10 protein-coding genes are annotated in these 11,673 nt (G+C 63.3%); 3 read left to right on the top strand and 7 right to left on the bottom strand.

From position 1 onward, the window contains the following. Positions 1–5 precede the first annotated feature (5 nt). Positions 6–1,061, bottom strand: a complete 1,056-nt coding sequence (locus tag IF103_RS01265; RefSeq protein ID WP_023378175.1) for an HAD family hydrolase — start codon at positions 1,059–1,061, stop codon at positions 6–8. Positions 1,062–1,302: 241 nt separating this feature from the next. Here IF103_RS01265 and IF103_RS01260 point away from each other — a divergent pair, with 241 nt between their 5' ends. Continuing rightward, positions 1,303–2,694, top strand: a complete 1,392-nt coding sequence (locus IF103_RS01260; protein ID WP_023378174.1) for an L-cystine transporter — start codon at positions 1,303–1,305, stop codon at positions 2,692–2,694. Between the two features lie 100 nt (positions 2,695–2,794). On the opposite strand, the gene IF103_RS01255 is transcribed toward IF103_RS01260, so the two are convergent. Beyond that, positions 2,795–3,313, bottom strand: a complete 519-nt coding sequence (locus IF103_RS01255) for a dihydrofolate reductase (protein WP_202675810.1) — start codon at positions 3,311–3,313, stop codon at positions 2,795–2,797. 54 nt (positions 3,314–3,367) lie between these two features. Here IF103_RS01255 and IF103_RS01250 point away from each other — a divergent pair, with 54 nt between their 5' ends. Both IF103_RS01250 and IF103_RS01245 read left to right on the top strand, forming a co-directional pair. Further along, a complete protein-coding gene (locus IF103_RS01250) occupies positions 3,368–4,759 on the top strand; it encodes a DUF2868 domain-containing protein (protein ID WP_041925430.1) in 1,392 nt (463 codons plus the stop codon). Beyond that, on the top strand, positions 4,752–6,116 hold the full coding sequence (locus IF103_RS01245) for a GTPase/DUF3482 domain-containing protein (RefSeq protein ID WP_023378171.1): 1,365 nt from the start codon (positions 4,752–4,754) through the stop codon (positions 6,114–6,116). The genes IF103_RS01250 and IF103_RS01245 overlap by 8 nt, the downstream gene beginning before the upstream one ends. Positions 6,117–6,223: 107 nt before the next feature. Here IF103_RS01245 and IF103_RS01240 read toward each other — a convergent pair whose 3' ends face one another. The 5 genes from IF103_RS01240 to IF103_RS01220 form a co-directional block, all read right to left on the bottom strand. Further along, a complete protein-coding gene (locus tag IF103_RS01240) occupies positions 6,224–6,772 on the bottom strand; it encodes a phosphonate degradation HD-domain oxygenase (protein WP_023378170.1) in 549 nt (182 codons plus the stop codon). Between the two features lie 76 nt (positions 6,773–6,848). Continuing rightward, complete coding sequence (locus tag IF103_RS01235; RefSeq protein WP_023378169.1) at positions 6,849–7,874, bottom strand: putative 2-aminoethylphosphonate ABC transporter substrate-binding protein; 1,026 nt, start codon at positions 7,872–7,874, stop codon at positions 6,849–6,851. 18 nt (positions 7,875–7,892) lie between these two features. After that, complete coding sequence (locus IF103_RS01230; protein WP_023378168.1) at positions 7,893–9,617, bottom strand: putative 2-aminoethylphosphonate ABC transporter permease subunit; 1,725 nt, start codon at positions 9,615–9,617, stop codon at positions 7,893–7,895. Between the two features lies 1 nt (position 9,618). Further along, the gene (locus IF103_RS01225) at positions 9,619–10,677 is read right to left on the bottom strand and encodes a putative 2-aminoethylphosphonate ABC transporter ATP-binding protein (protein ID WP_023378167.1); all 1,059 of its coding nucleotides are present in this window, start codon (positions 10,675–10,677) and stop codon (positions 9,619–9,621) included. A 124-nt stretch (positions 10,678–10,801) separates the two neighbouring features. Then, positions 10,802–11,671 carry a LysR family transcriptional regulator gene (locus IF103_RS01220; RefSeq protein WP_023378166.1) on the bottom strand — a complete coding sequence of 290 codons (870 nt, stop codon included), beginning with the start codon at positions 11,669–11,671 and terminating at the stop codon, positions 10,802–10,804. Positions 11,672–11,673: the final 2 nt, after the last annotated feature.

Below are 11,673 nucleotides of genomic sequence, written 5' to 3'. Positions count from 1 at the left end.
GCCCCTTACTGAATCTGCTCCGGCGTCACGATCACCCAGTTCTTGTCCGCCGTCACCGGCAGGCCTTCCTTGGCCTGCGCCGCCGCGTTCTTCGAGATCATCCCGTTGAGCTGGTCCATGTACTTGGCCTTGCGGTTTATCCACAGGTGGATTCCACCCTTGTTCACATCCACCCCATGGAACTGCATGTAGCCATCGCTCGTCGGGGTGTCGCCGCCCACCAGCACTGGCTTCTTCCACTGGTCGATATAGGTGAGAATCGCCGCCTGCTTGCCCGCCATCCAGGTGGCAGGGGTCCACAGGTAAGGCGTCAGTTCCAGGCCCTCGTTGGCCTTGGCATCGTATTTCCCCTCGGTAATCTGTTTGCGCGCGGTGGTCAGCTGGCCGTTTGCACGATCTTTGAGCAGCAGGCTCACGCCAATGACGTTCTCAGGCTTCACGTTGTAGCCGTACTTGGGGTCGGAAGCCACCATGCGTACCAGCTCTTCCGAGGCGGCCGAGATCACGTACACCTCGATACCGTTCTCCATCAACTTGTTGTACAGCTCGGTCTGCCCGGTGAACACCTTGGGCGGCTGTACCTCGATGGCTTTTACCTGGTCGCCTTCGAAATAGGTGCTGGGAATCGGCTTGCCCAAGGCCATCAGCTCATCGACCTGGACCTTCAGCTCTTTCAAGGTGAACCCGGAGAACACCTGCGCCACCCAGGGGTAGCAGACCATGTCGTCGATTTCGCACAAGCGGTAGTAGTAGCTGAACAAGCTTTCCTTGTGCTCGGCGGTGTCCTTGAACGGGATCAGCTTGAGGGAAGGGTCGAGCTTGTCGCGGGTGAGCAGCCCCTTGTTCTCCATGAACGGCAACAGCGACTCCTCAAGGTCGAAGCGGTAGCTGGTGTTGTCCATGTCGAACACCGCGTAATTACCCTTGTGGGCGTTGGCGGCAATCATCGAATCGAGCTGTTTGGCCGCCTCGGCCGGCCAATGCTTGAGCTCGGTGGCCCAGGTTTCGACACTGAATAACAAAGAAAGGCCGATGGCCAGAGCTTTCGGAGCGAACTTCATGTGCGGATCTCCTGAAATGACCGAAGAAAACTAGTTCAGGAAGCAACAAGACCCCAGGCCCACAACGACCTTCACACAGCTGCAAACGCCGTGTTGATTGCCACCTGCGACACAGTGTTATTCCATTAGCGACTATCCAAATTACTTTTAGATATAAATTCGTTTGTTTTCAGGCTGTTAGCATTTCTGTTCGCAATCGCTCACAGAGGCGATGCCTCTTCTGCTTTTTCCTGGAGCTTCAATGAATCTGCCGCTGTTACTCAACCTGCTGGCATTCCTGGCCTTGTTGCTGGGCCTGGCACAAACCCGCCGCACCGACTGGAGCCTGGCGAAGAAAGTCTTGCTGGGGCTGGTGCTAGGCGTGGTCTTCGGCCTGGCGCTGCACACTGTCTACGGTGCAGGTCACCCGGTTCTCAAAGCCACTCTGGGCTGGCTCGATCTGGTCGGCAACGGCTACGTTGGCTTGCTACAGATGATCGTCATGCCGCTGATCTTCGCCTCGATCCTCAGCGCAGTGGCTCGCCTGCACAATGCCTCTTCGCTGGGTCGCATCAGTGTGCTGAGCATCGGCACGCTGCTGCTGACCACGGCCATCGCAGCACTGATCGGTATCGCCCTGACCAACCTGTTCGGCCTTAGCGCCGAGGGCCTGGTAGCTGGCGCCCAAGAGAGCGCGCGCCTGCAAGCCATCCACAGCGACTATGCAGGCAAGGTCGCCGACCTCAACATCCCGCAGTTGCTGCTTTCGTTCATCCCCAGCAACCCGGTGGGCGACTTGGCCCGGGCCAAACCAACCTCGATCATCAGTGTGGTGATCTTCGCCGTGTTCGTCGGCCTTGCCGCGCTCGAGCTGATCAAGGACAACGCTGAAAAAGGCCAGCGCGCCCTGTCGGCCATCGACACCCTACAGGCTTGGGTAATGCGCCTGGTGCGCCTGGTAATGAAACTGACGCCCTACGGCGTATTGGCCCTGATGACCAAGGTAGTGGCGAGCTCCAACCTGGAGGACATCCTCAAGTTGGGCAGCTTCGTACTGGTGTCGTACATCGGCCTGGGCCTGATGTTCGTGGTCCACGGTATCATCCTTGCCATGACCGGCGTCAGCCCGCTGCGCTTCTTGCGCAAGGTCTGGCCGGTGCTCACCTTCGCCTTCACCAGCCGCTCCAGTGCAGCCAGCATCCCGCTCAACATCGAAGCGCAAACTCGCCGTTTGGGCGTACCGCAGTCGATCGCCAGCTTCAGCGCCTCGTTCGGTGCGACCATCGGCCAGAACGGCTGCGCCGGTCTCTATCCAGCGATGCTCGCGGTGATGGTGGCACCCGCCGTGGGCATCGACACCTTCGACCCCCTGTGGATCGCCACGCTGGTGGCCATCGTTACCTTGAGTTCGGCAGGCGTTGCCGGCGTCGGCGGCGGTGCGACCTTCGCGGCGCTGATCGTGCTGCCGGCCATGGGACTGCCAGTGGAGTTGGTGGCGCTGCTGATTTCGGTCGAGCCGCTGATCGACATGGGCCGCACGGCGCTGAACGTGAATGGCTCGATGACTGCTGGTGTGGTGACCAGTCAGCTACTGAAAGAGACCAACAAGGATGTGCTGGCAGGTGATCAGCATGCAGAGCTGAGTCACTCCTGAGCCGTTCATAGCGCTGATCGCCCGCGAACCGCCCCTACACCGCCATTGATGTAGGGGGGGTGTAGGCCATAGCCCCGTCACAAGACCGAAAGCCCAACCCTCAGGCCTTCTCCCAGACCTCGAAATGGTACGCCGGCCCCTGGCCCTCTGCGGGTTGCGGATCGCTCGAGCGCAGAGCCCACTGCGCCTTGTCGAACTCGGGGAACCACGCGTCCCCTTGCGGAGACAGCTCCACCCGGGTCAGGTACATCCGGCTGACCAGCCCCTTTTCGAGCGCCTGCCCATACAGCTGCGCCCCGCCGATCAGCATGAGCTCATCGACGCCCTGCTCACGCGCCCACTGCTCGGCACGGGCCAACGCCGCTTCCAGCGAAGCGAACACCTCGGCACCCGCCAACTGCAGGCCAGGTTGGCGGCTGACGACGATGTTCAAGCGCCCCGGCAGCGGCCGCCCCAGAGAATCCCAGGTCTTGCGCCCCATGATGATCGGCTTGCCCAGGGTGGTGGCCTTGAAAAACTTGAAATCCCCCGGCAGATGCCAGGGCATGGAATTGTCGATGCCGATCACACGGTTCTCGGCGAGCGCCGCGATCAGGCTGAGGGGGAGTGAGGTAGTCATGCCGGCGAGGATAGCAAACCCGCCGTGGGTTATGCTTCTGCCCTGAACCGTGCAATGGAAGACCTTGTGACTGGACCGACCGAACTCGACAAGCGCTGGCTCACCGAAGCGGTGCGCCTGCGCGAGGAACACGCCGGCCCCCTGGAGGACCAGGAAGCCAACCGACACGCCCGCCAGCAAGGCGGCGACCTGGCGGTGCGCATCGAGCGCCGCGCCTTGTTCCTTGCCGAGCGCGATGGCATGACCGCTGCCTTGCACCACTGGAAGCAAGGCGCCCGCCTGGCGCTGCTGGCTCTGCTGCTGATGGCTGTATTCAGCGGCGCTGGCCTGGCGCTGGCGGCCTTGGGTGATGGCCAGCGGGCGGTGAATGTGTTCTGGGCGCTGGGCAGCCTGCTCGGGCTGAACCTGCTGATGTTGGTGGGCTGGGCTGTTGGCTTCACCCTGAGCGGTGAACATGGCGCCAGCCTTGGGCGCCTCTGGCTCTGGCTCAGTGAGCGCTTCGCTCGCGATGCCAAGGCCGCGCATCTGGCGCCCGCCCTGATGGTGCTGCTGCAACGCCAACGCCTGAATCGCTGGCTGCTTGGCCTGCTGGTGCACGGACTATGGCTGCTGGCAATGCTAAGCGCCTTGGGGATGCTGCTCGCCTTGCTCGCCACCCGACGCTATGGCTTCGTCTGGGAAACCACCTTGCTGGCCGCCGAGCCATTCATTCACCTGACCCAGGTACTGGGTGCCCTGCCCTCGCTTCTGGGCTTCGCCACGCCAGACGAAACCATGATTCGAGCCAGCGGCGACACACTACCGGCCCTGGAGGTCGCTCGTCAGGCCTGGGCAAGCTGGTTGCTGGGCGTGGTGCTGGTCTATGGCCTGCTCCCTCGGCTATTACTGGCCGGGCTTTGCCTGTGGCGTTGGCGCCAGGGTCGCGAACGCCTGACCCTGGACTTGAGTTTGCCAGGCTATGCGCAACTGCGCGAAGTGCTGATGCCTCGTAGCGAGCGTATCGGTGTGCAGGATGCTGCCCCCGACACCCTGCCGCACTTCGAAGCGGGCCACTCTCAGCGCGGCAATGGCGGCGCGCTGCTGGTAGGGCTGGAGCTCGATGACCAGCGCCCCTGGCCTCCCGTCTTGCCCAAGGCCGTCACCGATGCTGGCGTGCTCGACAGCCGCGAGTCGCGCAACCGCCTGCTCGAACAGTTGAGCCGTTTCCCCCCGGCCCGCCTGGCCATCGCCTGCGACCCCCGCCGCTCGCCGGACCGCGGCAGCCTCGCCTTGCTTGCCGAGTTGGCACGCAATGCCGGGGCCACGCGCATCTGGCTGCTGCAAGAAGCACCGGGCGAGGCACTGGATGCCGAACGACTGGGCGACTGGCATGAAGCCCTGGATCGCCTGGGCCTGCCACACGCCGACACTTCGCCCCTGACCTGGCTGGAGCAAGGCCATGACTGAGCCATTGAAACTGGCCGTGGTAGGCCACACCAATGTGGGCAAGACCTCATTGCTGCGTACCCTCACCCGCGATGTCGGCTTCGGCGAAGTATCCCATCGACCGAGCACCACCCGCCACGTCGAAGGCGCACGCCTGTCCGTGGATGGCCAGCCGCTGCTTGAGCTCTACGACACCCCGGGCCTCGAAGATGCCATCGCCCTGCTCGACTACCTGGAGCGCCTGGAACGCCCCGGCGAGCGCCTCGACGGCCCGGCCCGACTGGAACGGTTTCTTCAGGGCAGCGAAGCGCGCCAGCGCTTCGAGCAGGAGGCCAAGGTCCTGCGTCAGTTGCTGGCCAGCAATGCCGGTCTGTACGTGATCGACGCCCGCGAACCGGTGCTGGCCAAGTACCGAGACGAACTAGAGGTGTTGGCCGGCTGTGGCAAGCCGCTTTTGCCCGTGCTCAACTTCGTCGCCAGCCACCAACACCGCGAACCGCAGTGGCGTGAAGCCCTGGCCCGACTGGGCCTGCACGCACTGGTGCGGTTCGATAGCGTGGCCCCGCCCGAAGACGGTGAACGCCGCTTGTACGAAAGCCTGGCTCTGTTGTTGGAGGAGGCCCGCCCGGCCTTGCAGCGCTTGATCGACGACCAGCAGGCACAGCGCCTGGCTCGCCAGCAAAGCGGCAAACGTCTGATCGCCGAACTGCTGTTGGACTGCGCCGCCTGCCGCCGCAGTGTCGCGGCCGAGCCGGCCGCCGAAGCCCGAGCCATAGAAGCGCTGCGACAAGATATACGTCAACGTGAACAGCGTTGCGTCGAAGCCTTGTTGAAGCTGTATGCCTTCCGCCGTGAGGATGCCCATGCGGGCGAACTTCCATTACTGGATGGCCGCTGGGGTGACGATCTGTTCAACCCCGAAACCTTGAAATTACTCGGTGTTCGCCTGGGCAGCGGCGTGGCTGCCGGCGCTGCAGCCGGTGCCGGAGTCGATTTGCTGGTTGGCGGCCTCACCCTGGGCGCGGCGGCATTGGCCGGGGCAATAGCCGGAGGCGCGCTACAGACCGCGCGCAACTATGGGTCGCGGTTGATGGGCAAGCTCAAGGGCAAGCGCGAGCTGACCGTGGACGACACGGTATTACGCTTGCTGGCCTTGCGTCAGCAGCAGTTGATGGTGGCGTTGGACAACCGCGGGCATGCCGCGCAAGACAGCATCCGCCTGGGTGAGCTGGATGAAAAGGCCTGGCGCGAGGGCAAGTTGCCAGAAGCCTTGAGCAAGGCGCGGGCGCACCCGCAATGGTCGACCCTCAATCCGGGGGCGAAGCTGAATCAGGCTGAACGGCAGGAACAGTTGGAGGCGCTGGTTTCGCAATTTTGAGAGGCGCCCTGGCCCCTCCGCGGGTAAACCCGCCCCTACAGTCAGGGGTTGCATTGAACCTGTAGGAACGGTTTACCCGCGAAGAGCCGAGCACAAGTGCCCATTCCTTAAAGCAGCGCCAGCGCCTTCTGCCTCAACACATGGAGGTCGATCACCGGCACTCCGACCTCCTTGGCCTTTTCGTCCCACTCCCGCATCCGTAGGCTCACGTCGAACAGCGGGTCCCGTTCGAACGCATCGGCTTGCGAGTCGCTCATCACGCCTCCCTGATATTCCAAGGTCCGCCGGCTCGCCTCGCTCAACCGCTGGTAATACCCCGGTTGCCGCAAGGTCAGGTAGCGCTTGGCCTCCACGTGAAACTGAACTAGCCGCGCCATGCGCTCGCTAAAGCCACAGCGGCGCAAATACTCGGCACCGATACGTTCGTGGCTAACCACCCCATAGCCGCCCATGCTGGCGTCACCGCCACACAGATGGCCGATGTCATGGAAGAACGCCGCCAGCACGACTTCATCGTCGAACCCTTCGGCCATGGCCAGTTGCGCAGCCTGGGACATGTGTTCGAGCTGGGTGATGGCTTCGCCGATGTAGTCGTCGCTGCCGTGCCGCTCATAAAGGGCGAAGGTGCTGTCCACGATCTGCGCTGGGGTGGGCATGACTGTTTTCTCCTGGCTTGATGGGTTGCTGGCCATTTCCCGGACAAAACCGCTGCGCCCGAGAAAGGGCAGGTGGTTACTGCTGGGCCACCTTTTCCGACTTGCCGTCATAGCGTTTGCGCCACTCGGCCAGAATCTGATCACGGTTCTTCGAAGCCCAGGCAAAGTCGTTCTTGATCAGGCGTTGTTCATAGTCCGCCGGCAACTCGGTCTGCGGCTTGGCGATGCCCGGCGCAGCCAGTACGGCGAAGTTTTCCTTGTACAGCTCCATGGCCGCTGGGCTTGCCGAGAAGTCAGCCAGACGCTTGGCCGCATCTGCCTTGGGCGTTCCCTTGATCACCGCCGTCGCCTCGATTTCCCAACCCAGGCCTTCCTTCGGCAACACGATGTCCAGCGGCGCACCCTGGCGCTTGAGCTGCACGGCCGGGTACTCGAACGAGATACCGATCGGGAACTCGCCTGCCGCCGCCAGCTTGCACGGCTTGGAACCGGAGTGGACGTACTGGCCGATGTTCTGGTGCAGCGCATCCATGTAGGCCCAGCCTTGCGGCTCGCCAAAGGTCTGCAACCAGGCACTCACGTCGAGGAAGCCGGTACCCGACGAAGCGGGGTTGGGCATGACGATCTTGCCCTTGTACTCCGGCTTGGTCAGGTCCTGCCAGCTCACCGGCTTGCTCAGGCCCTGCTTCTGGGCCTCGATGGTATTGAAGCAGATGGTCGCGGCCCACACGTCCATGCCCACCCAGGCAGGGGGGTTGGCGGCATCGCGGTAATTGGCGGCGATTTTGCCCAGGTCTTTCGGGGCGTAGGCTTCGAGCATGCCGTTCTGGTCGAGGATGGCCAGGCTGGACGCCGCCAGGCCCCATACCGCGTCGGCTTGCGGACGGTCTTTCTCGGCCAGCAGCTTGGCGGTAATGATGCCAGTGGAGTCCCGAACCCACTTGATCTCGATGTCCGGGTTGGCCCGTTCGAAGGCCTGCTTGTAGCTTTTGAGCTGTTCCGCCTCCAAGGCGGTGTAAACCATCAGCTGGGTACCCGCGGCCGAGGCCTGCAGGCTGAACATGGCGGAAACGGCTGCGGCAAGTGCAAGGTGCTTGTACATGGGTTGGGTCCTTACAGGTCAGGCGGTCGCGGCGCGTTGGCGCCAGGCTTGGGAGCGGCGCAGCAGGCCGCGTGAGGCTGTGGCCAGCAACAGTGAAGCGCTGGCACTGGTCAGCAGAATCAAGGTGGACATGGCGGCGGCACCCCCCACGTTGCCGGCGTCGTCCATGTTCAGCACGGCAACGGCGGCCAGGAGGGTATCGGGGCTATACAGGAAGATCGCGGCCGACACGGTAGTCATCGCCGAGACGAACAGGTAGCGGATGATGTCCAGCAGCGCCGGCAGGCAGATTGGCACGGTCACCCGCAGGAAGTGCTTGCACAGCGGCGCCTTCAACGACAGCGCAGCCGCCTCGAACTCACCGTCGAGCTGACGCAGGGCAGTGGTCGCGGTCATCTGCGCGGTGGTGAGGTAATGGGCAATGGTGCACACCACCAGTAACCCCATGCCGCCGTAAAACACATGCAGCGGGTTGCCATTGAGGTTGAAGAAGAATACGTAGCCCAGCCCCAGCACAAGTCCCGGCACGGCCATGGGAATGAAGCTGAGCAGGCGCAGCGCTTGGTTGAGCAGGCGTTGGCCCTGGGTCTTCTCCATCAGGTAGGCACCGGTGAAGATCACGACGCTGCCAATCAGCGCGGTGCAAATGGCCATGGTCACGCTATTGCGATAGGCCAGCCAGCCGCCACCGGCGGTGTCTTCGAACCTGTAGTGACGCAGCGACAGCGACAGGTTGTAGGGCCAGAAGGTGACCAGCGATGAGTACACTGCCATGCCGATCACCAGCAGCAATGCCGCACACACCAGCAGCACGATGGCCAGGCAGCAGGCATCGCGGCCACGCGACGGCTTGGGTTCGAATACCTGGGCACGGCCACTCATGGCCTGGCCCTGACGCCGGCGCAGCCAGGCATCGACGCTGAAGCTGAACAGGGCTGGTAGCAGCAGCACCATGCCGATCAGCGCGCCACGGCCAAACTGTTGCTGGCCGACCACGGCCTTGTAAGCCTCCAGCGCCAGCACCTGATAGTCGCCACCGACCACGACCGGTACGCCGAAGTCGGTGATGGTCAGGGTAAAGACCAGGCAGAACGCAGCGAACACAGCGTGGCGCGTGGCCGGCCAGGTGATGCTGGTAAATGCCCGGCACGGACCGGCGCCCATGCTCGAGGCGGCATCGAACAGGCGAGCATCGGCCAGCGACAATGCCGACAGCAGGATCATCAGCGCATGCGGGAAGGTGTAGATCGCCTCGCCCAGCACGATGCCCCAGAAGCCATAGATGTTGTCGTCGAACAACCCGCGCAGCAGGCCCTGATTGCCAAACAGGTAGACCAATGCGATGGCTGGCAGCATCGACGGGGCCAGCAGCGGCAAGAGCGAAATCCCTCGCCACAGGCCTTTGCCCGGGATCAACGTGCGTTGCAAGGCGAAGGCAAACAGGTAGGCCAGCGGCACGACGATGACCGCGACGGTGAAGGCCACCGACAGGCTGTTGCCCAGCAACCAGTGGAAGTTGTCGCTGGCGAACAGTTCACGGGCCGCCAGCAAGCCACCGCCCTGACCCGCTTCACCACTGAAACCACGCCAGAAGATCGCCAACAGCGGCATCAGCACGGCCAGCACCAGAAGGATCAGCAGCAGGCTCTTGCCGCCGACGACGAACAACCGGTCGCTCAGGGCGACGCCAGCACGCGGCGCGGCCTTGCCCTGGTTGAGCGGCAGGGACATTGGCACGGCCATCTCAGGCAAACACCTGCAGGCTCTGCGGTGGCAACGCCACCCAGATATCCTGCGAACCCAGGCGTGGCATCACCTCGGGCGTCAGTTCGGCCAGCAGGGCATGGCCTGGCAGTGCCTTGAGTTCGAAGCTCATGCGGCAGCGGTTACCGAGGAAGGTGATCTCGCGGACCCTGGCGGGGAACACGTTGTCTTCGTGTACCACTGGGTTCACCGTGATGGCCTCCGGGCGGCAGAACAGCCGGCCACTGCTGGCCTGGGCCGAACCTGGCGCCAGACGCATGTCCAGGCCGCCGACCAGGGCATGGCTGTCGTCGCGGCGTTGGAATGGCAGCCAGTTGCCCTGGCCGACGAACTCGGCGACGAACGGCGTGGCCGGCTGGTCGTAGATTTCCTGCGGGGTGGCGTACTGCTCGACCTGGCCGTTGTTCATCACCGCAATGCGGTCGGCCATCAGCATGGCTTCATCCTGGTTGTGGGTAACCATCAACGTGGTGATACCCAACTGGCGTTGCAGTTCGCGCAGTTCGGTGCACAGGTGCTCACGCACCCGGGCGTCCAGTGCCGACATCGGCTCGTCCAGCAGTAACAGCGATGGCGACGGCGCCAGTGCGCGGGCCAGGGCCACCCGTTGCTGCTGGCCACCGGACAGCTGCCCGGGATACTTCTTCTCACTGCCAGAAAGGCCTACCAGATCGAGCATCTCGGCCACCCGCTGGCGGACCTGCTCGCGACCACTGCCAGCAAGGCCGTAAGCGATGTTGGCTTCGACGGTAAGGTTGGGGAACAGCGCGTAGGACTGGAACAGAATGCCGTAGTCTCGGGCCTGGGGTGGCAGCTCGGAGATATCGCGCTCGCCGACGTAAAGCGCACCACGGTCCTGACGCTCCAGCCCGGCAATGCAACGCAGCAGCGTCGTCTTGCCACAGCCGGATGGGCCAAGCAGGCACACCAGTTCGCCGGCGGTGATGTCCAGCGAAACATCGTTGAGCGCCGTGAAGGCACCGAAACGCTTGTGGATGTTGCGCACTTTCAGTGGTGCGCCGGAGTTGGTGGGGGTCATGGCAGGGCCTCATCGAAGAGATGGGGCCATGCTAGGAATGCTGTGCGAAGGTTCTGTGGCTTTCAGGCAAAAGCCGGTGATAGTGGCATAGGCAGATTTTGTATCGACCGCTCCTGCAAGATCCTCAGAAGCGTGAACCGGCCACTTCCTGGGCTACACCAAGGAAGGCCGCTGGCAACCTGGCCTGGCGCCGCTCCTTGAGGCAGTACAGGTACTCGTGCATGACTGGCGCATCCTCCAGCGCCAGCACCCGCAGTTCCGGGTTGTGCGGCACCTCGTGGCGGGCAATCACACTGATGCCGATATTGCGCAGCACCGCCTCGCGTATCGACTCGCGGCTGCCGATTTCCAACAGTGCCCCGGCCTTCACCCCCGCCTCCTGCATCATCTGCTCGGTCAGTTTGCGGGTGGTCGAGCCTTTCTCGCGTACCAGCAGGCAATGCCCGGCCACCGCCTCGATCGATACCGTCTGGCGATGGGCCAACGGGTGGCTACGGTGCACCGCCACCACCAGCGGATCGCTCCCCAGGACCCGCCGAACCAGTCGCGGATCTTCTACCAGTTGCGACGATGCGGCGATGTCCACCCGGTAGTCCTCAAGCATTTCCAGTACCTGCTGCGAGTTACCGATCTCCACCGCGACTTCCACCTGCGGCAAGCGTTCGCGGTAGATCTTTACCAGGTCAAGAATGTAGAACGGCGCGGTCGCCGCGAGGCGCAAGCTGCCTTGGGCTTGGCCGCTGTTGCGCAGCTCGAACTCGATGTCGGCCTCCTGCTGCAGCAATGCCTTGACCATCGGCAGCAGGCGCACGCCCTCCTCGCTCAAAACCAGGCGCCGCCCGCCACGGTAGAACAACTCCACGGCGTACTGGCCTTCCAGGTTACGGATTTGCGTGGTGACCGTGGGCTGGCTGAGCCCAAGCTTCTTCGCCGCCAAGGTGATGCTGCCCAGACGGGCCACCATGTAGAAGGCTTTCAGCTCCGAACTCAGCATGC

Source organism: Pseudomonas sp. SK2 (genome assembly GCF_016772395.1).
GTDB lineage: Bacteria > Pseudomonadota > Gammaproteobacteria > Pseudomonadales > Pseudomonadaceae > Aquipseudomonas > Aquipseudomonas taiwanensis.
Note: the sequence above shows the minus strand (reverse complement) of the source record. Positions and strands in the feature narration are given on the sequence as shown.

What these genes read in the sequence shown, in the direction of transcription:
- IF103_RS01235 (WP_023378169.1), bottom strand. Translation starts at nt 7,874, where the DNA reads ATGTACAAGCACCTTGCACTTGCCGCAGCCGTTTCCGCCATGTTCAGC.
- IF103_RS01265 (WP_023378175.1), bottom strand. Translation starts at nt 1,061, where the DNA reads ATGAAGTTCGCTCCGAAAGCTCTGGCCATCGGCCTTTCTTTGTTATTC.
- IF103_RS01220 (WP_023378166.1), bottom strand. Translation starts at nt 11,671, where the DNA reads ATGCTGAGTTCGGAGCTGAAAGCCTTCTACATGGTGGCCCGTCTGGGC.
- IF103_RS01230 (WP_023378168.1), bottom strand. Translation starts at nt 9,617, where the DNA reads ATGGCCGTGCCAATGTCCCTGCCGCTCAACCAGGGCAAGGCCGCGCCG.
- IF103_RS01255 (WP_202675810.1), bottom strand. Translation starts at nt 3,313, where the DNA reads ATGACTACCTCACTCCCCCTCAGCCTGATCGCGGCGCTCGCCGAGAAC.
- IF103_RS01260 (WP_023378174.1), top strand. Translation starts at nt 1,303, where the DNA reads ATGAATCTGCCGCTGTTACTCAACCTGCTGGCATTCCTGGCCTTGTTG.
- IF103_RS01225 (WP_023378167.1), bottom strand. Translation starts at nt 10,677, where the DNA reads ATGACCCCCACCAACTCCGGCGCACCACTGAAAGTGCGCAACATCCAC.
- IF103_RS01245 (WP_023378171.1), top strand. Translation starts at nt 4,752, where the DNA reads ATGACTGAGCCATTGAAACTGGCCGTGGTAGGCCACACCAATGTGGGC.
- IF103_RS01250 (WP_041925430.1), top strand. Translation starts at nt 3,368, where the DNA reads ATGGAAGACCTTGTGACTGGACCGACCGAACTCGACAAGCGCTGGCTC.
- IF103_RS01240 (WP_023378170.1), bottom strand. Translation starts at nt 6,772, where the DNA reads ATGCCCACCCCAGCGCAGATCGTGGACAGCACCTTCGCCCTTTATGAG.